Origin of the sequence: Mesorhizobium sp. ISC11, assembly GCF_037162595.1 — a bacterium.
Lineage (GTDB): Bacteria > Pseudomonadota > Alphaproteobacteria > Rhizobiales > Rhizobiaceae > Mesorhizobium > Mesorhizobium ciceri.
Genome location: NZ_JAVSPW010000001.1, coordinates 4,335,869 through 4,358,184, shown reverse-complemented (window position 1 = coordinate 4,358,184; position 22,316 = coordinate 4,335,869). Strand labels below are relative to the sequence as shown.

20 protein-coding genes, 1 tRNA gene and 1 pseudogene are annotated in these 22,316 nt (G+C 63.9%); 7 read left to right on the top strand and 15 right to left on the bottom strand.

The window, feature by feature from the left end; genetic code table 11:
- Positions 1-161: 161 nt before the first annotated feature.
- Positions 162-1,088 carry a DUF1003 domain-containing protein gene (locus RPF88_RS21125; protein WP_024502026.1) on the top strand — a complete coding sequence of 309 codons (927 nt, stop codon included), beginning with the start codon at positions 162-164 and terminating at the stop codon, positions 1,086-1,088.
- A 130-nt stretch (positions 1,089-1,218) separates the two neighbouring features.
- Positions 1,219-1,295, top strand: a tRNA-Arg gene (locus RPF88_RS21120).
- A gap of 109 nt (positions 1,296-1,404) precedes the next feature.
- Here the strand turns inward: RPF88_RS21120 and RPF88_RS33420 are convergent.
- The 4 genes and pseudogenes from RPF88_RS33420 to RPF88_RS21105 form a co-directional block, all read right to left on the bottom strand.
- Positions 1,405-1,464 (bottom strand): annotated as a pseudogene (locus tag RPF88_RS33420) (hypothetical protein); the annotation flags it as partial.
- Positions 1,465-1,659: 195 nt separating this feature from the next.
- On the bottom strand, positions 1,660-1,881 hold the full coding sequence (locus RPF88_RS21115) for an MAPEG family protein (RefSeq protein ID WP_337123141.1): 222 nt from the start codon (positions 1,879-1,881) through the stop codon (positions 1,660-1,662).
- Between the two features lie 126 nt (positions 1,882-2,007).
- The gene (locus RPF88_RS21110) at positions 2,008-2,253 is read right to left on the bottom strand and encodes a hypothetical protein (protein WP_127223424.1); all 246 of its coding nucleotides are present in this window, start codon (positions 2,251-2,253) and stop codon (positions 2,008-2,010) included.
- A gap of 809 nt (positions 2,254-3,062) precedes the next feature.
- Positions 3,063-4,181: a LacI family DNA-binding transcriptional regulator gene (locus RPF88_RS21105; RefSeq protein WP_337123140.1), complete on the bottom strand. Its 1,119-nt coding sequence runs from the start codon at positions 4,179-4,181 to the stop codon at positions 3,063-3,065.
- A gap of 558 nt (positions 4,182-4,739) precedes the next feature.
- Between RPF88_RS21105 and RPF88_RS21100 the strand changes: the two genes are divergently transcribed.
- From RPF88_RS21100 to RPF88_RS21090, 3 genes are all read left to right on the top strand, one after another.
- Positions 4,740-5,702, top strand: a complete 963-nt coding sequence (locus tag RPF88_RS21100) for a sugar-binding protein (protein ID WP_013528381.1) — start codon at positions 4,740-4,742, stop codon at positions 5,700-5,702.
- Positions 5,703-5,874: 172 nt separating this feature from the next.
- Complete coding sequence (locus tag RPF88_RS21095; RefSeq protein WP_337123899.1) at positions 5,875-7,419, top strand: sugar ABC transporter ATP-binding protein; 1,545 nt, start codon at positions 5,875-5,877, stop codon at positions 7,417-7,419.
- 53 nt (positions 7,420-7,472) lie between these two features.
- On the top strand, positions 7,473-8,468 hold the full coding sequence (locus RPF88_RS21090; protein WP_063170981.1) for an ABC transporter permease: 996 nt from the start codon (positions 7,473-7,475) through the stop codon (positions 8,466-8,468).
- 5 nt (positions 8,469-8,473) lie between these two features.
- Here the strand turns inward: RPF88_RS21090 and phnN are convergent, their stop codons facing one another.
- The 9 genes from phnN to RPF88_RS21045 form a co-directional block, all read right to left on the bottom strand.
- The gene (phnN, locus tag RPF88_RS21085) at positions 8,474-9,103 is read right to left on the bottom strand and encodes a phosphonate metabolism protein/1,5-bisphosphokinase (PRPP-forming) PhnN (RefSeq protein WP_337123139.1); all 630 of its coding nucleotides are present in this window, start codon (positions 9,101-9,103) and stop codon (positions 8,474-8,476) included.
- Positions 9,100-10,251 carry an alpha-D-ribose 1-methylphosphonate 5-triphosphate diphosphatase gene (locus tag RPF88_RS21080; protein ID WP_337123138.1) on the bottom strand — a complete coding sequence of 384 codons (1,152 nt, stop codon included), beginning with the start codon at positions 10,249-10,251 and terminating at the stop codon, positions 9,100-9,102. Before RPF88_RS21080 ends, phnN begins: the two co-directional genes overlap by 4 nt.
- 13 nt (positions 10,252-10,264) lie before the next feature.
- The gene (locus tag RPF88_RS21075) at positions 10,265-10,972 is read right to left on the bottom strand and encodes a DUF1045 domain-containing protein (protein ID WP_013528376.1); all 708 of its coding nucleotides are present in this window, start codon (positions 10,970-10,972) and stop codon (positions 10,265-10,267) included.
- A 153-nt stretch (positions 10,973-11,125) separates the two neighbouring features.
- Positions 11,126-11,938 carry a 5-deoxy-glucuronate isomerase gene (gene iolB, locus RPF88_RS21070; RefSeq protein ID WP_337123137.1) on the bottom strand — a complete coding sequence of 271 codons (813 nt, stop codon included), beginning with the start codon at positions 11,936-11,938 and terminating at the stop codon, positions 11,126-11,128.
- 150 nt (positions 11,939-12,088) lie between these two features.
- Positions 12,089-12,307 carry a hypothetical protein gene (locus tag RPF88_RS21065; protein WP_027161053.1) on the bottom strand — a complete coding sequence of 73 codons (219 nt, stop codon included), beginning with the start codon at positions 12,305-12,307 and terminating at the stop codon, positions 12,089-12,091.
- A gap of 58 nt (positions 12,308-12,365) precedes the next feature.
- The gene (gene iolE, locus RPF88_RS21060) at positions 12,366-13,283 is read right to left on the bottom strand and encodes a myo-inosose-2 dehydratase (RefSeq protein ID WP_337123136.1); all 918 of its coding nucleotides are present in this window, start codon (positions 13,281-13,283) and stop codon (positions 12,366-12,368) included.
- A 114-nt stretch (positions 13,284-13,397) separates the two neighbouring features.
- Positions 13,398-15,248 (bottom strand): 3D-(3,5/4)-trihydroxycyclohexane-1,2-dione acylhydrolase (decyclizing), encoded by a 1,851-nt coding sequence (gene iolD, locus RPF88_RS21055; protein WP_337123135.1) that lies wholly within the window; start codon positions 15,246-15,248, stop codon positions 13,398-13,400.
- Between the two features lie 34 nt (positions 15,249-15,282).
- On the bottom strand, positions 15,283-17,217 hold the full coding sequence (locus RPF88_RS21050; RefSeq protein WP_027161050.1) for a bifunctional 5-dehydro-2-deoxygluconokinase/5-dehydro-2-deoxyphosphogluconate aldolase: 1,935 nt from the start codon (positions 17,215-17,217) through the stop codon (positions 15,283-15,285).
- Between the two features lie 141 nt (positions 17,218-17,358).
- Positions 17,359-18,204, bottom strand: a complete 846-nt coding sequence (locus RPF88_RS21045) for a MurR/RpiR family transcriptional regulator (protein WP_024502014.1) — start codon at positions 18,202-18,204, stop codon at positions 17,359-17,361.
- Positions 18,205-18,359: 155 nt separating this feature from the next.
- On the opposite strand from RPF88_RS21045, the gene RPF88_RS21040 reads away from it, so the two are divergent.
- On the top strand, positions 18,360-19,469 hold the full coding sequence (locus tag RPF88_RS21040; RefSeq protein WP_064992841.1) for a Gfo/Idh/MocA family protein: 1,110 nt from the start codon (positions 18,360-18,362) through the stop codon (positions 19,467-19,469).
- 49 nt (positions 19,470-19,518) lie between these two features.
- Here RPF88_RS21040 and RPF88_RS21035 read toward each other — a convergent pair whose 3' ends face one another.
- Positions 19,519-20,217 (bottom strand): helix-turn-helix transcriptional regulator, encoded by a 699-nt coding sequence (locus tag RPF88_RS21035; protein ID WP_337123134.1) that lies wholly within the window; start codon positions 20,215-20,217, stop codon positions 19,519-19,521.
- A 129-nt stretch (positions 20,218-20,346) separates the two neighbouring features.
- On the opposite strand from RPF88_RS21035, the gene RPF88_RS21030 reads away from it, so the two are divergent.
- On the top strand, positions 20,347-20,982 hold the full coding sequence (locus RPF88_RS21030; RefSeq protein ID WP_027161048.1) for a LysE family translocator: 636 nt from the start codon (positions 20,347-20,349) through the stop codon (positions 20,980-20,982).
- 34 nt (positions 20,983-21,016) lie between these two features.
- On the opposite strand, the gene RPF88_RS21025 is transcribed toward RPF88_RS21030, so the two are convergent.
- Positions 21,017-22,108 carry a 3-deoxy-7-phosphoheptulonate synthase gene (locus RPF88_RS21025; RefSeq protein ID WP_013528366.1) on the bottom strand — a complete coding sequence of 364 codons (1,092 nt, stop codon included), beginning with the start codon at positions 22,106-22,108 and terminating at the stop codon, positions 21,017-21,019.
- Positions 22,109-22,316: the final 208 nt, after the last annotated feature.

The following is a 22,316-nucleotide window of genomic DNA, read 5'->3' as shown; positions in this document are numbered from 1 at the left end:
CCAATCTGGAACGTCTCCACCCGCCCTGAGAGGCGAGCCGCCGCCAGCCACATCGCCTTCTCCGATCAAAAACACTTGTCCGGCCTGCGAAATCCGTGCCCGGCGCTGGCTATGCGCCGCCACCTCTGTCTATCGTCGCCCAGCACCCTCAGGAGCCCACCATGAGCACCGTCCCCAAAACGCCCGAACAGGCGGCAGACAATCAGAACGATGACGGCGGCGAGTATTTCGAGGCGCCGATCGTCGGTGAGCTGGAGGCCGATCCGGTATCGGACGAACACTTCGACACGCCCGAAGTGCCGGACTCCGAACCGGCAGGCCCCGGCGCCCACCGTGGCAAGCCGAAGAAAAAGCCGTCGGCGATATCGGGCCGCAAATTCCGCAAGCGCGATCTGGTGCGCATCGACACGCTGCGCCCGAGCCTCGCCGACCGCATCCGCTCGGACCATCCCGACCTGCCGGCCGGCGCCCGCATCAGCCGCGCCGAGCTCGGCCGCTACCGCATGCGCTATATGGAGGAGCTGCTGCAGCAGGAGCACGGCGAATTCTCCGAGCTCGACCGCCAGGTGGTCGAATCGATCGCCAGGCAGGACACGATTTCCGAAAACTCGGAAGAAGAATTCGAGGAGCACCGCACCTTCGCCGACCGCGTCTCCGACAACATGGCGGCCTTCGGCGGCAGCTGGTGGTTCCTGATCTCGTTCGGCAGCGTGCTTCTGGTGTGGATCGGCATCAATCTGGTCGCCGGCATGAGCGCCGCTTTCGATCCCTATCCCTTCATCCTGCTCAACCTGCTGCTCTCCTGCATTGCCGCCATCCAGGCGCCGATCATCATGATGAGCCAGCGGCGGCAGGAGTCCAAGGACCGCCTGCGCTCCTTCAACGACTACCGCGTCAACCTCAAGGCCGAGCTCGAAGTACGCCATCTGCACGAAAAACTCGACTACCTCATCTCGCGCCAATGGACGCGCCTGGCCGAAATGCAGCAGATGCAGCTGGACGCGATGCACGAACTGGCCGGTGCGAAGAAGCCGAAGCGGGCGGTGCGTGGAAGGCGGACGGTGAAGGCGGGGGCGGGAACCTCATAGGCCGCAGCCAGGAGCACCGGGCCAAGTCGCTACGCCAATCTCCAATTGCCCGTTGAAGCCCGCGCCCGCTTCCGCTAAGAAGCCGTGACTTGCCGGTTCACCGGCTGGTTCGTTTTCCGGATTCCGGAAAGCACCCGTAGCTCAGCTGGATAGAGCGCTGCCCTCCGAAGGCAGAGGTCACAGGTTCGAATCCTGTCGGGTGCGCCAGTTCATGTAGGGACCGTTTCGGGGCACTGCGTTTGTCGTGGGCAGCTTTGCGGTCGAGCAGGCTCACGCGGCCCTTCAGCCCTTCAAAGGCATAATTCTTCTCAACCGCCAGCCAGGGCAACCGCCAGCGTTCGGCGGCGAGGGTGTCGCGAGCCCGCGAATGGGCCACCTGCGTCGTGAAGAAGGTGCACCCCTCATTGCTCGGCTGCCGGCCGGCCGTCGAACCACATGTAATAGGAGGCGATGAGCATTTGGCGCCCCTCGAACGCGTCCAGCAATGTTACCGACCCGACACCGATCGGAGTGAGTGCGCCCTATCTCCGCTTATGAGGCACCGTGCCGTTCTCCCGCGGCTGGGGAGCGCCTAGAGCATCAGATAGATGATCCGGCCCAGAGCGCCAAAAAGCAGCGCGAAGGCTGCAATCGACTGGACGAAGAAGCCGGGATAGCGCTTCAAGGGCGCGGTGCGATACCCTACGAAATATGCAATCCGACCTATCATCCAGAGCAGCCCAAGGCCGGAAGCCCACGCGGCATTCCAGTAGATCGCGAACAGCCACATCGACGGCATAAAGATAGGAACCATTCCACCGCGTTGGCATGTGCCCGGATGGTTCGTTCAAGGAGCGGGTCGCCGGTCATTGCGGGCGCCAGTATGCCAGTCTTCTTGTGGGTTCTCGCGACCGTCACCGCCATTCCGAATATCATCAAGCTACAAAACAGCGTCACGAGAGCTACCGGGTAAAGCCGTTCCATGTTTGCCTCCTCTCATGGTCGGGACAGTAGGCAAGCAAAGGTTATCGGCAAGGGCAAGGCGCAGGCAGATCTTTCCTGACAGCCAGCGCCAATAAGAGCCGGGTTTGTCAGTTACATAATTGCCCTTTTTGTTAATCATCCGAAAACGATGGGCAAGTTGGAATGCCATCAGCGTTCCTTCCGTGGAGGCGGTGATGGCCATCGACATACCGCCGTGACCGGCCTGCTGCCGAAAGGTGGCGGCATTTTGTTGCGCGATTGACACGCTGCCCGGCGGAAGGCAAAGAGTGACACATTATTGGCAAAGGGGAATGTCGATGAAGAAAATCTATCAGAAGCCCGTTTTCACGAAGCGTGAGCGACTGTCGTCAGTGACGGCTTCGCCCAGCTCATCCGGGATTATCGATTAACCAAGAGAGTTACAGTTTTGGAAAGCCCGCTGCCGAAAGGTGGCGGGCTTTTTGCTTTCTCCAGGAAACGACAGCCGATTCCGCAAGTCGGCTCCGTCAACCTCAATTTCAAGTTCGGCAGACGCAACTGCCTGTGGGACCGCGTGCAGGGCAAGGTTAGCGGACCAGTGCCGAAGGCCTGAAGAAAGACAAGGCGGAATGGTTCAAGCCCGGCCTTGTCGGACGGGTGCGAAGAAATGCATCGCCATGCGAAGATGCTGGACTGCCCGGAGGAGAAGTAATGCCCGTGGTAAAAAGGCCCCCTGAAGCGCGAGAACAGGCTCTGCACTCGCGATCTAGACCATCAGGCTTAATTGCTGGATTCCTGTTGTGCCGGTAGCGTAATCGGGCTGGGGTGTCCAGCACTGGCCGGCACGGCGTGTCCAACCCCAAATTCGCAACCGTGCCGGTCTGTTGCACCAATGGGAATGAATGTCTCGGACTTCGACCTTGACCCCCTTCCGCGCAAGAATTGTCTGCATTGCCGCCATCAGCTCTTCGTCCCACTGGTCAGGTTTCCCTAACGGTCGAAGGTAAGCCAGCGCGGGCCCGCCGAGTCGCGTTACCCTACCACCGCCCGCACACTCTCCCGTTCCACCAGCGGGCACTCCAGCTTCGTGATCGGATACCGCCCCCGTCCAGGCGCCGCCGGCGCTTCCAGCTGTTCGATCGCCCATTGGCCCATCGCCATGTGCGGCAGGATCGAGGTCGTAAGCGGCGGGAACAAATGCCGGGCGATTTCCTCGTCGTCGTAGCCGACCACGGAAATGTCTTGCGGAATGTGCAGGCCGGCTTCCTTCAGCGCTTCGTAGCAGCCGATCGCGGTGCGGTCGTTCTGGCAGAAGATGGCGGTGGGCTTATCCCTGAGCGCCAGCAGCTTGACGGTGGCGGCATAGCCGGCGCTGGCCGACCAGTCGCCCTCGACCACCAGCTCGGGATCGAACGGAATGTCGGCCGTGGCGAGCGCGCGGCGGTAGCCCTTCAGCCGGTCCTGTGCCGCCTGCATCCACGGCTCGCCGGTGATGGTGGCGATGCGGCGGTGGCCGTGGCTGATCAAATGGCGGGTCGAGCTCTGGCCGCCGGCGATCTCGCTCGGCACCACGGCCGGGAAGGCGTAGTCCGCCGTGTAGCAGTTGAGCAGGATCACCGGGATGTCGAGGCCGTAGAGATAGTCGGGCGCCGTGATCTCGCGGGTGAAGATGGTCATGTAGATCAGCGCCGAAATGCCCCGCTTGGTCAGCGCTGAAATGGCGCGCGGCTCCATGACGGAATCGCCCAGCGTCTGCGCCACCAGAAGCACGTTGCCGGCATTCCACGAGGCCTGGCGCGCGCCCTCGATGGCGACCACGGCTTCGGGGCTGGTGGCGAGCTGGTCGACGGCAAAGCCGATCACCCCGTCCAGCCCTTCGAAGGCGGGCCCCTCGAAGGCAGGCAATGCCGGGTGAAGCGCCTCGAAAGCGGGCGCGGTGTAGCCAAGCGTCCGTGCGGCCTCGATCACCCGTTCGCGGGTCTGCTGCGACAGCTTGATCCCTGGCGAATTGTTGAGCACGAAGGACACGGTCGCCTGCGAGCAGCCGGCAGCCCTGGCGATATCGATCATGGTGACGCGGCCCTTGGCGCCCTTGGCCGGCGCCTTGCGCCGCCTCGCCGTGTCGCTGGCCCGATCCGTCGTCTCGCTCATGGCAAATCCCAGTCTGGCTGGCCGGTCAGGCCGGCAAGGTGGCGTGACGCCGTCGATTTATCGGAATAACGTCGAGCTCGTTTATAACTATTAGTATGCCGGAGGTCCATCCGCCACGCATCTCCATACAAGCGAAAGCTCAATTAATAAAAGGCCTGGGCGGCTGCCCAGCGGTGAGGGCGGCACGCCGGCGGGCACACCGCGAAACCGCTGGCATTGGCTCGGAACTAATACTGTTTACTAATACAAAAATGCGCTGTACCGTCAATCGTCGCATCCGGCCGGTCACGTCCGGGGCGGCGGGAGAGTACGAAAAATGGCCCGGTGGCGAGCGGATGCTATCTCCGCAAGCCTTGTCTCGGATATGTGATATGTCAGACAAATCGGACTATTTACGAATGAAGGATGAGTCTCTAAGGTCGCTGTCGTGGCTGGAACGACGCCATTCTTTCGGTGCCGGGAACCCCTTTGAGGAGGAGGGCGTCCACGCTGCAAACGGCAAATCAGGTCAGTGCAAGATCGGCCGGTCCAACGACTGAGCCAAACGGGAGGTTGAACATGAAATCCTTGATACGCAATGCATCCGTAGCCGCGACCGCGCTGCTGCTTGGCCTGTCGGCCACGGCAATCGCGCGCGCCGACGACAAGCCGACGCTGGCCTTCGTCGTCAACGGCGCTTCCGATTTCTGGAAGGCCGCCGAAGCCGGCGTCAAGAAGGCGCAGGGCGAACTGCCCGACTATACGCTCGAGCTCAAATATCCCGAACAGTCCTCGGTCGCCATCCAGCAGCGGCTGATGGACGATCTGGTGACCGCCGGCGTCAAGGGCATCATGGTCTCGGCCGTCGATCCCAAGACCTCGACCGATGGCCTCAACAAGATCGCCTCGGAAACCGCGCTTTTCACCACCGACTCGGACGCGCCGCAGACCAAGCGCGTCGCCTATATCGGCTCGTCCAACGTCGATGCCGGCAAGCAGGCGGCCGAGATCGCCAAGAAGGCGATGCCCAATGGCGGCAAGTGCCTCGGCTTCGTCGGCCTGCTCGGCGCCGACAATGCCAAGGAGCGCATCCAGGGCATGAAGGACGGCCTGGCCGGCACCAAGATCGAGCTGATCGACGTGCGCGGCGACGACATCGACCAGGCGCGCGCCAAGAAGAACGTCGAGGACGCGCTGGTCGCCAGCCCCGACGTCACCTGCATGGTCGGCTTCTACTCCTACAACACGCCGCGCATCTATGAAGCGCTGCGCGATGCCGGCAAGCTCGGCTCGATCACCGTCGTCGGCTTCGATGACGATCCGATCACGCTGGGCGGCGTCAAGGAAGGCACCATTGCCGCCACCGTCGTGCAGCAGCCCTTCGAATGGGCCTATCAGGGCATGAAACTGATGGCTGCCTATCTCAAGGGCGACAAGTCGGGCATCCCGGAAGGCAACCTCATCATCATCCCGACCAAGATCATCGGCAAGGATGACGTCGACGCCTACGCCGCCAATCTGAAGGCGATGGCCGGAAACTAAGACTTGAAGCAGTTCAGCCGGCTCAACGTCGCTTGGGCCGGCTGCTCGCATTGACGAACACCGCGAGGATCGTCAGTCTGCCAAAAGCCAAGAGCATGATCCCGAAAAGTGGAAGCCGGTTCTCGGAAAAGATCATGCTCAGAAATTGGCCCGCCAATCGCTGTCAGGCATGATGAATTATTCCGACACATCCATTGCTGCATCCGTGACCGCCCCGTTCCTCAGCCTTGAGAACGTGCGCAAGACCTATCCGGGCGTCGTCGCGCTCGACGGCTTCTCCATGGAGGTCAGGCCGGGCGAGGTCATCGGCCTTGTCGGCGAAAACGGCGCCGGCAAATCGACGTTGATGAAGATCCTTGGCGGCGTCACCAGGCCCGACAGCGGCACGATCACCGTCGACGGCACCGCGCATGACAGGCTCTCCGTCGAAGCCAGCATGGGATCGGGCATCGCCTTCGTCCACCAGGAACTCAACCTGTTCGAAAATCTGGACGTCGCCGCCAACATCTTCTTCGGCCGCGAGCCGTTGCGCGCCGGGCCGCTCAAGCTCGTCGACCGCGCCAAGCTGCGCACCATGGTGGCGCCGCTTTTGAAGCGCGTCGGCGCCAATTTTTCCGCCGACACGCCGGTCGCGACCCTGTCGCTGGCGCAGCAGCAGATGGTCGAGATCGCCAAGGCGCTGTCGATCGAGGCGCGGCTGGTCATCCTCGACGAGCCGACATCGAGCCTGCCGCTCGCCGAGACCGACAAATTGCTCGACGTCATCAAGGCGCTGAAGGCCGACGGCATCAGCGTCATCTTCATCTCGCACCGCCTGCACGAGGTCGAGCGCGTCGCCGACCGCGTCGTGGTGCTGCGCGACGGCATGCTGGCCGGCACCTTGCCGAAGAGCGATATCGGCCACGACCAGATGGTCAAGCTGATGATCGGCCGCATGCTGAAGGAGCGCGAGAAGGCCTCGGAAGCGGCGCGTGCGCCCGGCGCCGTAGCACTTGCGGCCAAGGCCATCCGCACCCCTGCCTATCCCGGCCGCCCGGTCGATCTCGACGTCAGGCGCGGCGAAATCCTCGGCCTCGCCGGTCTTGTCGGTTCCGGCCGCACCGAGCTGGCGCGGGTGTTCTTCGGCATCGATTCGAAGCTCGGCGGCGCGCTGGAACTCGACGGCAAGCCGCTTGCGCTGGCTTCCGCGGCCGACGCCGTCGCGCACGGCATCTTCCTGGTTCCGGAAGACCGCAAGCTGACCGGTATCCTGCTCGACCTGTCGATCGCTCAGAACATTTCGCTGCCCAATCTGCCCGCGCATGCGCGCCGCTCCCTGGTGTCCTCAAGCGCCGAGACCTCCACCGCCGAGAAGCAGAAGAAAGACCTCGGCATCAAGGCGCCTTCGGTGCAGACGCGCACCGGCACGCTGTCGGGCGGCAATCAGCAGAAGGTCGTGCTCGGCAAGTGGCTGGCCATGAACCCCAAGGTGATGATCCTCGACGAGCCGACGCGCGGCATCGACATCGGCGCCAAGGCGGAAATCTATGGCCTGATGCGCGCATTGGCCGATGCCGGCGTCGCCGTGCTGATGATCTCGTCGGACATGGAAGAGGTGATCGGCGTGTCCGACCGCATCGCCGTCATGCATGAGGGCCAAATCTCCGGCATTCTCGACAAGGACCGGTTCAGCCAGGAAAACGTGCTGCTGCTGGCGGTGGGCAAGCAGCCGAAGTAGTTTTGCCGGGGTCTCGCGCAAGCGCGATCTGCTCAGGCATTGGGGAGACGACGATGAGCAAGAAAGATCTCGGCCTGCTGATCCTGATCCTGGTGGTCGGGGCGATCGTGGCGATCATCAATCCGCGCTTCCTGTTGCCGATCAACCTCGCCAACACCTCGAACCTGATCGGCCTGTTCGGCATCCTGTCGATCGGCCAGGCCTTCGTCATCATCACCGGCGGCATCGAATTGTCGGTCGGCTCGGTGGTCGCGCTGCTTGGAACGCTGTTCATCGACTTCATCGCCGTGCGCGAGGTGGGCTGGCCGCTGGCCTTCGTGCTGATCCTGTTCCTCGGCGCCGTCATAGGCCTGGTGCATGGCTGGCTGATCACAAGGCTCAAGCTGCAGCCTTTCGTCGTCACTTTGTGCGGCCTGTTGATCTACCGCGGTGTTGCCCGCTTCTACACTGCCGACGGCACGGCGGGTTTTGCGTTCGGCCAGAATTTTCCCGAGCTCGAATTCCTGACGGCCGGACGCTCCTATGGCGTGCCGAACAGTTTCATCGCGCTGATCGTTATTTCGATCGTCATGTGGGTGGTGCTGCACCGCTCGGTGTTCGGCCGCTATCTCTACGCCATCGGCAAGAACGAGGAGGCGGCGAAATATTCGGGCATCCGCACCGGCCGTGTCGTCATCGCCGCCTATGTCATCTGCGGTGTGCTGACGGCGCTGTCGGCGATCTATTTCGCCATGTACACGCGCTCGATCTCGCCGGCCAGCCACGGCCAGTTCTACGAGCTCTACGCCATCGCCGCCGCCGTGCTCGGCGGCTTCTCGTTGCGCGGCGGCGAAGGCTCGCTGATCGGCGTCATCCTCGGCACGGTGCTGCTGCAGGAGCTGCAGAATCTCGTCAACCTGCTCGGCATCCCGTCCTCGCTCAACTTCGCGGTGATGGGCGGCGTCATCCTCATCGGCGTGCTGGTCGACCAGCAATGGGGCGTGTTCCGGGAACGGCGGCTGATGGTCGACGCCACCCGCAAGGGCGTGGCGGGCCAGGCTGCGGAATAGCTAGCCTAGATCAGGCCCGACATGTCGGAAAAGGCCATCGCCTTGCGCAGCACCTCGGCGAAGCGTTCGCCGGCGGCTTCGCGCGGGCCGCTGTTGTCGATCGAGGTGACGCCGGGCCCGGACAGAGTGACATTGGCGCTGCGTGCCAGCCGCGCCAGCACTTCGCCGCGGGACTCCCGGCCGCGCATCGCCAGACGCTCGGCCAGCACTTCAGGCGAGGCAGTCATCTCGACGACGGCCAGGTTGGCATAGCGTTCGCGCAAGGAGGGGATGATCGCGCGCGACACATTGGCGACAGCGACACGGCCATTGGCGACAGACCAGTCGACATCGGCGGGGATGCCGTAGCGCAAGCCGTGTGCTTCCCAGGAAATGGCGAAGGCGCCATCGGCTTCGGCTTCGGCGAAGGCAGCGTCGGCCAGCGTGTCGTGATCCTCGCTTGCGGCATCGCTCGGCCTGGTGATGACCCGGCGGACGAACTCCAGCCGCGTTTCGTCGGCAAAATGGTTGCGGGCGTAGCCGATCACCGTGTCCTTGCCGGCGCCGCTTGGGCCGACGACGGCCACGAAAACGCCATCGCGGATCGGAAACGTCTCGGCCGAAAGTTCCCGCTCGATCAGTGCCGACACCATCATGCCACCCGGCGTCCCTGCCGCCACACGGTGCGCACGACCGGAACATGGTCGTCGACGCGCACCCGCACCAGATCGGCGCGGCGGCCCTGCTCGATGACGCCGCGGTCGGTCAGGCCAACCGCATCGGCCGGGTTCTTCGAGACCATGGCGACGGCCTGCGGCAGGGAAATGCCTTCGACGACATCGCCGAGGAAGAACGCCGATTGGATCAGGCTGAAGGGAATGTAGTCGGACGACAGGATGTCGAGCAGGCCGTCGCTGGCCAGCGTACGGGCCGAGACATTGCCCGAATGCGAGGCGCCGCGCATAACGTTTGGCGCGCCCATCAGCACACCCATCCCGGCCTCTTTCGAGGCCCTGGCGGCCTCTTCCGTGGTCGGGAATTCGGCGACCCGCACGCCCTGCTCGATCGCTTCGTCGACATGGCCCGATGTGGCGTCGTCGTGGCTGGCCAGCACGATGCCGCGCTCCTGGCAGGCGGCGGCGATCACCGCCCGGTTCGGCGCCGAATTGCGCGCCGATTCGGCCATCCGCTTTTCGCAGAACACCTTGAAGTCGCGATCGGTCAGCTTCAGCTTGCGCTGGTAATAGTAGGCATAGGTTTCGAGATTGACGAACTGGCGCTGGCCTGGCGCATGATCCATCAGCGATGCCAGCTTCACCCGCTCGTCGCCGTCGAAATTGGCGAAAGCCCTGAGGCAGTCCGGAGCCGAAACCTCGCAGCGCAGGTGGATGAAATGGTCGGCGCGCAGACGGTCCTGCTTCACACTGTCCTCGATCGCGTCGGCCAGCTTGCGGATGTCGGCCGATGTCAGGTCGGCGTCTTCGTCCATGCCGACGCGCAAGGCGTCCAGCACGGTGGTGATGCCGGCGGTTGCCACCTGCGCATCATGGGCGAGCACGGCGGCGATCGGATTCCAGCGCACCTTGGGCCGCGGCGCGTAATGGCCTTCGAGATGGTCGGTGTGCAACTCGACCAGCCCGGGAATAATATAGTCGCCGCCCATATCCTCGCCGGTGCGACTAGAACCAGAGCTTGCGCCGGCTTCGATGCCGACGATAAAGCCGTCGCGCAGCACCAGCGAACCTTCGACGATCTCGTCGGCAAGCACGATGCGGGCATTGTGGAGAACAGTCTCGGCGGTCATTTCAGGCAGTCCTTCAGGCGGTTTTTCTGGCCGGGCGGCGCCCGAGCGCGTGATGCGAGAGCACCATGAACGGCGCACCCGGTTCGGTTTCGACAAATAAGGTCAGCGCATCCACCAGCACCTTCTGTTGCAGCACTTCCGCGAACAGGCTGTCGATCGCTGCGCGCAAACGCGGGCTCTCCTGTGACCCCGCCCGGCCGGAGAGCGTCATGTGGAAGCGAAAGGTTTCGAAGACATAGGGGTAGCCCCATTGGCAGAGATTGCGGAACTCGGCCGGCTTCAGCGAATCCGGGCTGCGCCGCTCGATTTCCGCCTCGCTCAGCGGTGCGCGAAACCGGTCGAAGTCGCGCACCACGTCATCGGCGAACCGGTTGAGCGCAGGCACTGGCCCTTCCGGCACCAGTGCGAAGAAGCCGTCGATCTGGCTGACCACGAGACGGGGAATGGTCACCACCGGCGTCACCTCGGCAAAATGGTCGAGTGCGGCGCGCAGCGAGACTTCCGTCTCGTTGGCAGCCAGGCGGAACGGTGCTTTCAGCGTCGCATGGAAACCATAGCGGCGCGCCGAAGCGGTGTGGAAAGCGACTTCCGCCGCCGACAGGTCGGCCACCGCTTCGACCGGCCTCGTGGCGGCGCCAAACGGGTCGCGGCCCAGCCAGTCGGCGGCAATCCGCGCCAGTGGCTCGTCCTGCCGGGGAGTGAAATAGAGGGCGTAGCGCATGGAAAGTCCTTGTCAGCTTCGCTGCCATAGGTGATTTCCATGACGAATTGACGAAGCCTTGCTGGCTTTCAGGTAACAAAACGCTGCGGCGGGGTCATTAGCCGACGATTTTTTCGTGCTGGACCAGGGAGCGAGTGCTCACGCAGCGACCGATCAGGCCTTCATCAGCCATTCATGCTCGGGCGCATTGTGGAACTTCCACGTCCGCTTCGGTCCTGCCATGACGTTGAGATAATAGAGGTCGTAGCCATTGCAGGCGGCGCAGGGGTGATAACCCCTGGGTACCAGCACGACATCGCCATCCTCGATCGCCATTGCTTCGTCGAGCGCGCGATGGCCGTTCTTGTCGGCGTCGGTGTAGACGCGCTGGAAGGCAAAGCCCTGCGGCGGGTTGAGGCGGTGATAGTAAGTTTCCTCGAGGTAGGATTCAGCGGGCAGATTGTCCTGGTCGTGCTTGTGCGGCGGATAGCTCGACGTATGCCCCCCGGGCGTGATGACCTCGACCACCAGCAGCGAATCGGCCGGCTTGCCCTCCGGCAATATGTTGGTGACATAGCGCGTGTTGGTGCCCTTGCCGCGCACCTCCTGGCCGAGATCGTCCGGTCCGATGACGCGAACCGGCAGGCGGCCGCCAAGGCCCGGCGCCGAGCAGACCGCGAGCTCCAGTTCGGTGTCCGCGGTCACCGACCAGTCCGAACCCTCAGGCACGTAGACCGACCACGGCTTGCCCTCGAAGGGCGACATGCGCTCGCCGAGCAGGCCGAGATCCTTGCCGCCGGCTGAAGCCTTGCCCTTGCCGGTGACGAACACCAGGCAGACTTCGCGATCCTCCGTCTTGCCGGAGGCGCTCTCGCCGGGCTTCAGCCGATGCAGGTCGAAACCGACATAGGTCCAGCCGGCGCTTTTCGGCGTCACATGGGCGACGCGACCGTGGCCCTTGTCGGCTTTGACGAGCAGCTTCGACATTTTTGTCTCTCCTATCGCAAATCTTCGAGATCGGCCGAAGCCTCTCAACTTCGTCATCCTAGGGCGTAGCAGGAGCGAAGCTCCGTCGCGGAGACCCTAGGATGACGAAGTTAGAAGCACTGGAAGCTAACCGCCGACGCATGCGATCAGTCACTCCTTCGGCTCGGGCCCGACCGGAGGCCTCGCCTCGTCAGCAGGCTTGTAGAGATAAAAAAACTGCCAGACGGCGTAGCCGGCGAAGCCGAGCGCGATCATGCCCCAGAACGGCGTGCCGGTGGCGAACTCGATGATCGACCAGATGACGCAGACCGCGACGACGGCGACACGCCGCCACAAAGGCCGGAAGAAGGGGTGTTCGGAATCTTTCATCGGGCCAATCTACAGCAATCGGCCTCGCCGGGAACCCGTCGCATCAGCCATTGGGAGACTAGACATTTGGAAAGCCTTGCGTCTCGACCGTGTATCCGGCCGCCGTCATGACGCGCATCAATTCCTTGTAGCCCACTTGCGCCATCCTGAGCGGCGGGTTCTTCTTCGGGTCCTGCTCGGCCTCGACCACGAACCAGCCGTCATAGCCATGGTTGGCGAAGCGCTGCACGATGGCGCCGAAGTCCAGCGAACCGTCGCCCGGCACGGTGAAGGCGCCGAGCGCCACCGCATCGAGGAAGGACTGCTTCGTGCGGTCGAGCTTTTCGATCACCCCCATGCGGACGTCTTTCACATGCACATGGCTGATCCGGGTATGATGGTTGTCGATGGCGCGCAGCACGTCGCCGCCGGCGAATGCCAGATGGCCTGCATCGAGCAGCAGCGGAATGCCGGCTCCGGAATAGCGCATGAAGGCATCGAGTTCCGGCTCGGTCTCGACCACCGCCGCCATATGGTGGTGGTAGGACAACGGCATGCCCTGTTCGGCGCACCATTCGCCAAACGCGGTCAGGCGTTTCGCATAAGCCTTCATCTCGTCGTCCGACAGCTTCGGCTTGGTCGCCAGCGGCTTCGAGCGGTCGCCCTGGATCGAACGGCCAACCTCGCCATAGACGATGCAAGGCGCGTTCACCGCCTTGAACAGGTCGATCATCGGCTGGATGCGATCCTTGTTGTCGGCCATCTCCCCAGCGACCAGCGTGCCCGAGAACCAGCCGCCGCACAGCGTGACGTCGGCGGCCTTCAGGATCGGCAGCATGATTTCGGGGTCATTGGGAAAACGCCGGCCCATCTCCATGCCGGTGAAGCCGGCCGAGCGCGACTGGCGCAGACATTCTTCCAGCGACACGTCATCGCTGAGCTCCGCAAGATCGTCGTTCCACCACGCAATGGGGGACATGCCCAGTTTGGCTTTCAAGTCGTCACTCCGGTCCTAAAACAGTTTCTTGCTCGTTGGCGCCGCCCCTCATCTGCCTGCCGGCATCTTCTCCCCGTGTAGAGACAGGGAGAAGGAGGAGCTTCGGCGCCTCTATCAATCGCCGATGGTCTGCATCTGCCGCTTTTCGTCATACGCCTTGCGCGCCGCGTTGACCTGCGGCCGCACTGACACTTCCGGCACCGCCACATCCCACCAGTGACCGCCGGCATCGGTGGAAACCAGCGGGTCGGTGTCGATGACGAGCACCGTGGTGCGCGTATTCTTCCTGGCTTGTGCCAGCGCGTTTTCCAGCCCGGCGATCGACGGCACTTTCTCGGCAATCGCCCCCATGCTCGCCGCATGCGCGGCGAAGTCGATGTCGGGCAGAACCTCGTGGCGCGAGTCCTTCAGCAGATTGTTGAAGTTGGCGCCGCCGGTCGCCATCTGCAGCCGGTTGATGCAGCCGTAACCGCGGTTGTCGAGCAGCACGATGGTCAGCTTGAGGCCGAGCATCACCGAGGTGGCGATCTCCGAATTCATCATCAGGTAGGAGCCGTCGCCGATCATGACGACGATCTCCTCGCCGGGCTTCGCCATCTTGGCGCCGAGCCCGCCGGCAATCTCATAGCCCATGGTCGAGAAGCCGTATTCGCCATGGTACGAGCCGGGCGCGCCCGCCTGCCAAAGCTTGTGCAATTCGCCCGGCAACCCGCCGGAGGCATTCAGCAGCGTCACACCGGAGCCCATGGCGCGCTGCACCGCGCCGATCACCTGCGCATCGGACGGATAGGCGGCATTGGTCGACGCCGTCACCTTGGCCGCCTCGACCGCCCAGGCCTTCTTGCCGGAGGACGCATTGTCGGTCCAGCTTGCCGGCGCCTTCCAGTCCTTCAGCGCAGCACCGAGTTCCGCTAGGCCCTCGGCCGCATCGGCCACCAGCGGCCGGGCGCGGTGCTTGCCGGCATCGAAGGGCTGCACGTTGAGTCCGATGATGGTCTTGCCCGAATTCTTGAACAGCGCCCACGAACCGGTGGTGAAATCCTGCAGGCGCGTGCCGATGGCCAGCACGACATCGGCTTCCTCAGCCAGCCGGTTGGCGGCAGAAGTGCCGGTGACGCCGACCGCCGCCATGTTGAGCGGGTGGTTGTCCGGCAGCGAGGATTTGCCGCCTTGCGTCTCACAGACCGGGATGCCGCCGCTCTCGGCGAATTTCGCCAGTTCGTCCGACGCCTGCGAATAGAGGACGCCACCGCCGGCGATCACCAACGGCTTTTTTGCACCCTTGAGCGCGGCGACCGCGGCCGCCAGTTCCTGGCGATCCGGGCGCGGCCGGCGCTGGTGCCAGACCCGCTCCGCGAAAAAACTCTCGGGATAGTCATAGGCCTCGGCCTGGACGTCCTGGCAGAGCGACAGCGTCACCGGGCCGCATTCGGCCGGATCGGTCAGCACGGCCATGGCACGGCTCAGCGCAGGAATGATCTGCTCCGGCCGGGTGATGCGGTCGAAATAGCGCGAAACCGGACGGAAGCAGTCGTTGACCGTCGCCGTGCCGTCGGAAAAATCCTCGGCCTGCTGCAGCACCGGGTCGGGGATGCGGTTGGCGAAGACATCGCCTGGCAAAAACAGGACGGGCAACCTGTTTACATGGGCGAGCGCCGCCGCCGTCACCATGTTGAGCGCGCCGGGGCCGATCGAAGAGGTCGCGGCCATGAAGCGGCGGCGGAAATTGGCCTTGGCGTAGGCGATTGCCGCATGCGCCATCGCCTGTTCGTTGTGGGCGCGAAAGGTCGGCAGTTCGTCGCGCACCTGATAGAGCGCCTCGCCGATGCCGGCGACATTGCCGTGGCCGAAGATCGCCCAGACGCCGCCGAAGATCGGGACTTTGCTACCGTCGATCTCGGTCATCTGGCGCGACAGGAAGCGGGTCAGCGCCTGCGCCATCGTCAGGCGGATTGTCTTGCTCATGGTGTTTTCCTCCGCAGTCCTATTCCGCGCCTTCTTATGCCGCCTTGCGGCCGCGCGCGGCAAGCCACGCATCCGTCAACTGTTCGAAGCGCTGCGCCATGTCGGCGATCGCCTCGTCATCCGACATCCTGCCGGCCAGCCATTGTTCGGCCGCATGGACGAAGATGGTGCGGCCGACGGCAAAACCCTTGACGATGGGCGCCTTGGCGGTGGCGGCGAATGCCGCTTCCAGTTCGTCCTGCGGCGCTTCCAGGCCCAGCAGCACGACGCCGCGGCACCAGGGGTCGTGCTTCAGGATCACGGCCTCGATCTTCGCCCAGGCGCCGCTCGACGCCTGCGGCTCGAGCTTCCACCAGTCCGGCTTGATGCCGAGCGCATAGAGTTCTTCCAGCGCGCGCGGGATCGTCGTGTCGTCGAGCTTGCCATGCTTGCCGGCAATGATCTCGATGAGAAGTTCCCTGCCGACCTTCCGCGCCGCTTCGAACAGCGCGCGCAACTTCTGCTGCTGTTCTTCCTTGAGCGCGGCCGGATCGTCGGGATGATAGAAGCACAGGCACTTGATGCAGTGGTCGACCGGCCACTCGGTGAGCTGCGAGCCGATGTCCTGCGAGAATTCGAAGCGCAGCGGCCGCGAACCCGGCAGTTCCACCGGCCGCCCGAGCCAGGCGAAGGAATGCCTGGCGAATTCGAACATCGCCTTGCGGCCGTGTTTCTCGTCGATCAGCATGCCGTAGCCGTCGCGGCCGGCGGCAACCTTCGCCGCCGCCTTGACCGCCAGCACCTTGAAATCCTGGATGCGTGCGGGATCGGCACCGGCCTTCGCCGCCACATCCTCGAGCTGCACGCGGTGGTCGCAGGCGAGCGCCATCATCGAGGGAATGTCGCGCCGGCGCGTCGTTGCCCAATGGATGTGGTTGATCGCCTCGTCCTTGCGCAACGCCAGATGCCTGCTGCCGTTCTTGAGGAAGAACCGCAGCTCCTCGAAGGTCGGATATTCCGGCGCGCAGAGCAGCCGCGACACGGCGAAGGCGCCGCAGGCATTGGCCCAGGTCGCCGCCGTCGCATGGTCTTCGCCGCCCAGCCAGCCGCGCAGGAAGCCCGACATGAAGGCGTCGCCGGCGCCGAGCACATTATAGATCTCGATCGGAAACCCCTTGCCGACGACGCCGTCCTCGAGATCGTCGCTGATCGGTCCGTCATAGACGATGCAGCCCATCGCGCCGCGCTTCAGGACGATGGTGGCGGACGACAGCGAGCGGATCGTCTTCAAGGCGCTCAGGCAATCGTCGGCGCCCGACGCGATCATGATCTCTTCCTCGGTGCCGACAATGAGGTCGCAATCGGGCAGCACCGTCTTCAACTGGGCCGAGACCCGGTCCGATTTCACATAGCGCTCGAACCCTTCGGCATGGCCTGCGAGGCCCCACAGATTGGGCCGGTAGTCGATGTCGAACACCACCTTGCCGCCCTTGGCCTTCATGATGCGGATCGCCTTGCGCTGCGCGGCATCGCTGTTAGGCCTGGAAAAATGCGTGCCGGTGACGACGATCGAGCGCGCCGAGGCGATGAAGGCCTCATCGATGTCTTCCGGCGCCAGCGCCATGTCGGCGCAGTCCGAGCGATAGAAGATCATCGGCGAGACGCCTTCGTCCTCGACCGACAGCAGCACCAGTGCGGTCAGCCGCTCCTTGTCGGTCTTGAGCCCGTCGACATTGACGCCTTCACGCGTCAGCTGCTCGCGGATGAAGCGGCCCATCTGCTCGTCGCCGACGCGGGTGAGCAGCGCCGAGCGCAGGCCGAGCCTGGCGGTGCCGACCGAGATGTTGGCCGGGCAGCCGCCGACCGACTTGGCGAAGGAGGTGATGTCCTCCAGCCGCGAGCCGATCTGCTGGCCGTAAAGGTCGACGGAAGCGCGACCGATGGTGATCACGTCGAGCGGCGCGTATTCAGCGTCCACGGCTTCGCTCATTGGAACCTCCCGTCGGCCTTGTTGTGTTGGGGTACACGCGCGAGCGGCAGCGTGGCGCCGGGAATATGAAATAATAATTCCAATCCATAGTCAATATGGAATGAGCATTCCTTCGATGAAAAGTACCTTTTCGGCGGTGGATCAGGCCTTGCGCTTCCTGCCCGTGTCGCGCCGCTTCTCGCCGACGCCGACGGTCAGTGCCATGGCCAGCGCCATTGTCGCCGACAGTGAGCGGAAGCCGGCGAAATCGGCCTCGGCAACCTCGAACCAGACCTTGGCGAACTGGGCGAGCGGCGAAAACGAGCTGTCGGTGATGGCGACGATCGGCACGCCCTGTTCCGAAATGCTGCGCGCCTCCTCGATCGTGGCGGGCGCGTAGGGCGAGAAGGAGATGGCGATCACGGCATCCGCCGGCGTGGCGAAGCCGATCATCTCGGCATTCAGCCCGGCCGCCGATTCGATCAGCTGGTTGCGGATCTTCAGCTTGCCCAGCGCATAGGCGATGTAGGACGCCACCGGATAGGAGCGCCGCTTGGCCAGCACATAGATGGTTTCCGCCTTTGCCAGCAGGGAAATAGCGTCTTCCAGATGCGCTTCGTCCAGCGTGCGCGAGATATCGTTGAGCGAGGTCGAGGCGGCGGCGACGAAGCCGTCGAAGATCGCCCGGTGGCCGGCGCCTCCCTCAGCCTTGACGCGCAGCGCCTGCAGCCTTTCGTCATAGGATGAATTGCGCTCGCGCAGCCGCTCGCGAAACACCTGCTGCAGGCTGGTGAAACCATCGAAGCCAAGCTGCTGGGCAAATCGGATCAGGGTCGAAGGCTGCACGCCCGCCGAAGCGGCGATGCTGGCGGCGGTGCCGAAGGCGATATCGTCGGGATTGTCGAGCGCATGGGCAGCGATCTGGGCGATGCGCTTCGGCAGGCTTTCGCGCCGCTCCAGGATGGTGGTGCGCAGCGTCTCGAAATCGCGAGGTACCCGTTCGTCCATCGTCGCTCTGTCCAGGCTCATGCGTGAAGCGTCCTCTGTGCCTCATCATAGCGAGCCTGCGCAAGAACACCATAAAAAATGAGGCAGACATTCCATTTCAGGAGAAAATGGACTAATTCATCCACGCAGCGCTTCAAGCAGTGGAGAAACGGAAAATGGTCGGCGTCGGTCTCATCGGTACGGGTTTCATGGGCAAGTGTCACGCCATCGCATGGAGTGCCGTCAGCGCCGTCTTTCCCGACGTGGCCAAGCCACGGCTGGTCCATCTCGGCGAGGTCAATGAAGAGCTTGCCCGGCGCAAGGCGGGCGAGTTCGGTTTCGCCAAGGCGTCGGGCGACTGGCGCGCCGTCGTCAACGATCCCGAAGTCGACATCGTCTCGCTGACCACGCCCAACCAGTTCCATCCGGAAATGGCCATCGCGGTTCTTCAGGCAGGCAAGCATCTGTGGTGCGAAAAGCCGATGGCGCCGAGCTTTGCCGAGGCCGAGGCGATGGCGGCCGCGGCGAAAAAGTCCGGCAAGGTCGCGGCCCTCGGCTACAACTACATCCAGAGCCCGGCCATCCGCCATATCGGCGCGCTGCTGGAAGAGAAGATCATCGGCGAGGTCAACCATCTGCGCATCGAGATGGACGAGGACTTCATGGCCGACCCCGAAGCGCTGTTCTTCTGGAAGCACGAAGCAGCTTCCGGCTATGGCGCGCTCGACGATTTCGCCGTGCATCCGCTGTCTCTGGTCTCAGCCCTGTTCGGCCGCGTCGCCAGTGTCATCTGCGACATGGCTAAACCCTATGCCGATCGCAAGCTGGCCAGCGGCGGCCGTCGCGCGGTGGAGACCTACGACATCGCCAGCGTGCTGATGCATCTGGAAAACGGCATTGCCGGCACGCTGCTGGTCAACCGCTCAGCCTGGGGCCGCAAGGGCCGCATCGCCGTGCAGATCTTCGGCTCTAAAGGGTCGATCCTGTTCGACCAGGAACGATCGAACGAATTCCAGCTCTATCTCACATCAGACCGGCCGACCGAACAGGGCTACCGCACCATCCTGGTGGCGCCGCACCACAAGCCCTATGACCTCTTCGTGCCGGCGCCGGGCCATGGCCTCGGCTTCAACGATCTCAAGATCATCGAGTGCCACGAATTGCTGACGCGGCTTGAAGGCAGGCCGGCGCGGCTCATCGAGTTTGCCGAAGGGCTGGAGATAGAGCGCACGGTGCACGCGATGGCGCGCTCGTTCGAGGAAAAGCGCTGGGTGGACGTACGGTAGAGCGGCTGCTTCCCCTTCTCCCCTTGACAAGGGGAGAAGGGAAATCGCGTCAGCCGCCAACCGCAGCGTTCGTCTCCCACCCGTTGACCCAGACCTGCCGCAAGCGGTCGCCTTCGCCCTTGAAGCGTAACCCGGTCGCCTGGCAATCCGCGATCCGGTCGCTGCGGAAATTGCGGATCGCCTGGCGCAGCTCGCACCAGGCGACGATGTTGGCGGTTTCGGCGTAGTAGATGAGCGCGATCGGGCGGATGAGGCGCTCGGAGGCGCGGCCCATTTCGTCTCGATAGGAGAGGTCGAGCTTTTCCTCGTCGCGGATGGCGCGTCGCACCAGCGCAAGGTCGATCGCGCCGGTCGAAGGCGCGGCGAACCCCCACGCATGCAGCGCATTGGCGTCGAATACCTGGCGCAAGGGCGGCGGCACCGCGCCGGCGATCTTGGCGCTGACGCGCTTGGCCGCCTGCTTGAGCTCGCTGTCGCCGGTGCGCTCCAGCAGCGCCAGCGACAGGACGATCGCCTCCATCTCCTCGATCGAGAACATCAGCGGCGGCAGGTCGAAGCCGGGACGCAGGATGTAGCCGATGCCGCGCCCGCCCTCGATCGGCACGCGCATCGCCTGCAGGGCGGCAATGTCGCGATAGATCGAGCGCACCGTCACCTCCAGCCGCTCGGCGATCGTCGCTGCCGTCACCGGCTGCCGCGCCAGCCGCACGATCTGGATGATCTCGAACAGGCGCGACGCCTTGCGCATTTTTCTCGCCCGGTTTCCATCACAACTGACACACCATCGTCAGTTGGGCTGACCTATAGGAGCGCCTATCGAATTGAAAATCAACAGGTTCCGCTGCGGTTTGGCGGATCGAGGCGGCAGGCAACTGACATGGGCTATGCGGAAAATCTCTGGCTTTTCTTTATCCTGCTGTTCGGCATCATCGCCGTTCCGGGCATGGATATGCTCTTCGTGCTTGCCAATGCACTGACCGGCGGCCGCGACCGAGGCCTTGCCGCGACCGGCGGCATCATGGTCGGCGGCATGGTGCACACGCTGAACGGCGCCATCGGCGTCGGCCTGCTGATGCATTTCGTGCCGATCCTGTTCAAGCCGCTGCTGCTTGCCGGCGCCGCCTACATGGCCTTCATAGGCATCACGCTGATGCGCAGTTCCATCATCGTCGGCCAGGAGGGGCCTGCCGGCAGCCGTTCCGCATGGAAGGCGTTTCGCCAGGGATTTGTGACCTGCCTGATCAACCCGAAGGCATACCTGTTCGTGCTTGCCGTCTACCCGCAGTTCCTGAAACCGGACTACGGTCCGATCTGGATGCAGGCGACGGTCATGGGGCTGCTGACCGTGGTGACGCAGGCTGCGATCTATGGCGGGCTGGCTATCACGGCCGGCCGCAGCCGCAACCTTCTGATCGCCAATCCGCGGGCGACCATTTTTGCCGGCCGCGCGGCCGGACTGCTGCTCTTTGCCGTATCGGTGTTCACGGCATGGGAAGGATTAAGGGCGGCGTAATCCCGGTCACCGCCGCCCACTTCCCTATGCCCTGTCAGGCAGCTCCCTGCCGGTTGTCGATCATGGCGCGGCGTGCCGAGCGGCGCCACTCGACGGCGCCGGCAAGGCCGTGCAGCACGGTCTCGGTGGTCGCCCAGTCGATGCAGCCATCGGTGATGCTCTGGCCATAGACCAGCGGCTTGCCCGGCACCACGTCCTGCCGGCCGGCGACGAGATTGCTCTCGATCATCAGGCCGATGATGCGCTCGTCGCCTGCCGCGACCTGGCCGGCGACATCTGCCGCCACCTTGGGCTGGTTCTCGGGCTTCTTGGCCGAGTTGGCGTGGCTGACATCGATCATCAGACGGGGCGCAACGCCGATGCGGGCGAGTTCCACAGCGGCGGCTTCGACGCTCGCCGTGTCATAGTTCGGCTGAACGCCGCCGCGCAGGATAACGTGGCAGTCCTCATTGCCCGTGGTCGTGGCGATGCCGCTGCGCCCGCCCTTGGTCACCGCCATGAAATGATGCGGCTGCGCGGCGGATTTCACCGCCTCGGCGGCTATGCGCAGATTGCCGTCGGTGCCGTTCTTGAAGCCGACCGGGCAGGAGAGGCCCGAGGCCAGTTCGCGGTGGATCTGGCTCTCGGTCGTGCGCGCGCCGATCGCGCCCCAGGCGACGAGGTCGGCAATGTATTGCGGGGTGGTCATGTCGAGGAATTCGGTCGCCGCCGGCAGGCCGAGATTGTTGACGGCCGACAGCACATTGCGTGCCATCCGTAGCCCCTTGTCGATGTTGAAGCTGCCGTCGAGGTCGGGATCGTTGATGAGGCCTTTCCAGCCGACCGTCGTGCGCGGCTTTTCGAAATAGACCCGCATCACGATCTCCAGCCGGTCCGACAGGCTCTCGCGCAGCGCCGCCAGACGGCTGGCGTAGTCGACGGCCGCGACCGGATCGTGGATCGAACACGGGCCGACGATGACGAGCAGCCGGTCGTCGGTCCCGTTCAAGATGGCATGGGTTGCGTTGCGCGATGCGCTGACGGTGCGCGTCGCCGTCAAAGTGCGCGGTATCTCCCGCATCACCTCGTCCGGTGTGCTCAGTTCTCGGATTTCCTTGACCCGGAGGTCGTCTGTGGTGGTCAACACGGCTTTCTGCTCCTGTCGAGAGCATGATGCCGAAAAGTGTGAAGCGGTTTTCGGACGACATCATGCTCCTCTTTGATTTAGAGGAAACCTGCCGGCTGAAAACAAAAAAGCCGCCAGGTATGGCGGCTGTTCGGATCTTGTTGCTGCAATCTTCAGATCGAGCGCAATCCTCCCGCCGCCAGCGAGCTCCTAAAGTACCAATATGTGG

Bases quoted from the DNA above. Each gene is read 5' to 3' on its own strand.
- RPF88_RS21125 (WP_024502026.1), top strand. From the start codon at position 162: ATGAGCACCGTCCCCAAAACGCCCGAACAGGCGGCAGACAATCAGAAC.
- RPF88_RS21115 (WP_337123141.1), bottom strand. From the start codon at position 1,881: ATGGTTCCTATCTTTATGCCGTCGATGTGGCTGTTCGCGATCTACTGG.
- RPF88_RS21110 (WP_127223424.1), bottom strand. From the start codon at position 2,253: ATGGCCATCACCGCCTCCACGGAAGGAACGCTGATGGCATTCCAACTT.
- RPF88_RS21105 (WP_337123140.1), bottom strand. From the start codon at position 4,181: ATGAGCGAGACGACGGATCGGGCCAGCGACACGGCGAGGCGGCGCAAG.
- RPF88_RS21100 (WP_013528381.1), top strand. From the start codon at position 4,740: ATGAAATCCTTGATACGCAATGCATCCGTAGCCGCGACCGCGCTGCTG.
- RPF88_RS21095 (WP_337123899.1), top strand. From the start codon at position 5,875: ATGAATTATTCCGACACATCCATTGCTGCATCCGTGACCGCCCCGTTC.
- RPF88_RS21090 (WP_063170981.1), top strand. From the start codon at position 7,473: ATGAGCAAGAAAGATCTCGGCCTGCTGATCCTGATCCTGGTGGTCGGG.
- phnN (WP_337123139.1), bottom strand. From the start codon at position 9,103: ATGATGGTGTCGGCACTGATCGAGCGGGAACTTTCGGCCGAGACGTTT.
- RPF88_RS21080 (WP_337123138.1), bottom strand. From the start codon at position 10,251: ATGACCGCCGAGACTGTTCTCCACAATGCCCGCATCGTGCTTGCCGAC.
- RPF88_RS21075 (WP_013528376.1), bottom strand. From the start codon at position 10,972: ATGCGCTACGCCCTCTATTTCACTCCCCGGCAGGACGAGCCACTGGCG.
- iolB (WP_337123137.1), bottom strand. From the start codon at position 11,938: ATGTCGAAGCTGCTCGTCAAAGCCGACAAGGGCCACGGTCGCGTCGCC.
- RPF88_RS21065 (WP_027161053.1), bottom strand. From the start codon at position 12,307: ATGAAAGATTCCGAACACCCCTTCTTCCGGCCTTTGTGGCGGCGTGTC.
- iolD (WP_337123135.1), bottom strand. From the start codon at position 15,248: ATGAGCAAGACAATCCGCCTGACGATGGCGCAGGCGCTGACCCGCTTC.
- RPF88_RS21050 (WP_027161050.1), bottom strand. From the start codon at position 17,217: ATGAGCGAAGCCGTGGACGCTGAATACGCGCCGCTCGACGTGATCACC.
- RPF88_RS21045 (WP_024502014.1), bottom strand. From the start codon at position 18,204: ATGGACGAACGGGTACCTCGCGATTTCGAGACGCTGCGCACCACCATC.
- RPF88_RS21040 (WP_064992841.1), top strand. From the start codon at position 18,360: ATGGTCGGCGTCGGTCTCATCGGTACGGGTTTCATGGGCAAGTGTCAC.
- RPF88_RS21035 (WP_337123134.1), bottom strand. From the start codon at position 20,217: ATGCGCAAGGCGTCGCGCCTGTTCGAGATCATCCAGATCGTGCGGCTG.
- RPF88_RS21030 (WP_027161048.1), top strand. From the start codon at position 20,347: ATGGGCTATGCGGAAAATCTCTGGCTTTTCTTTATCCTGCTGTTCGGC.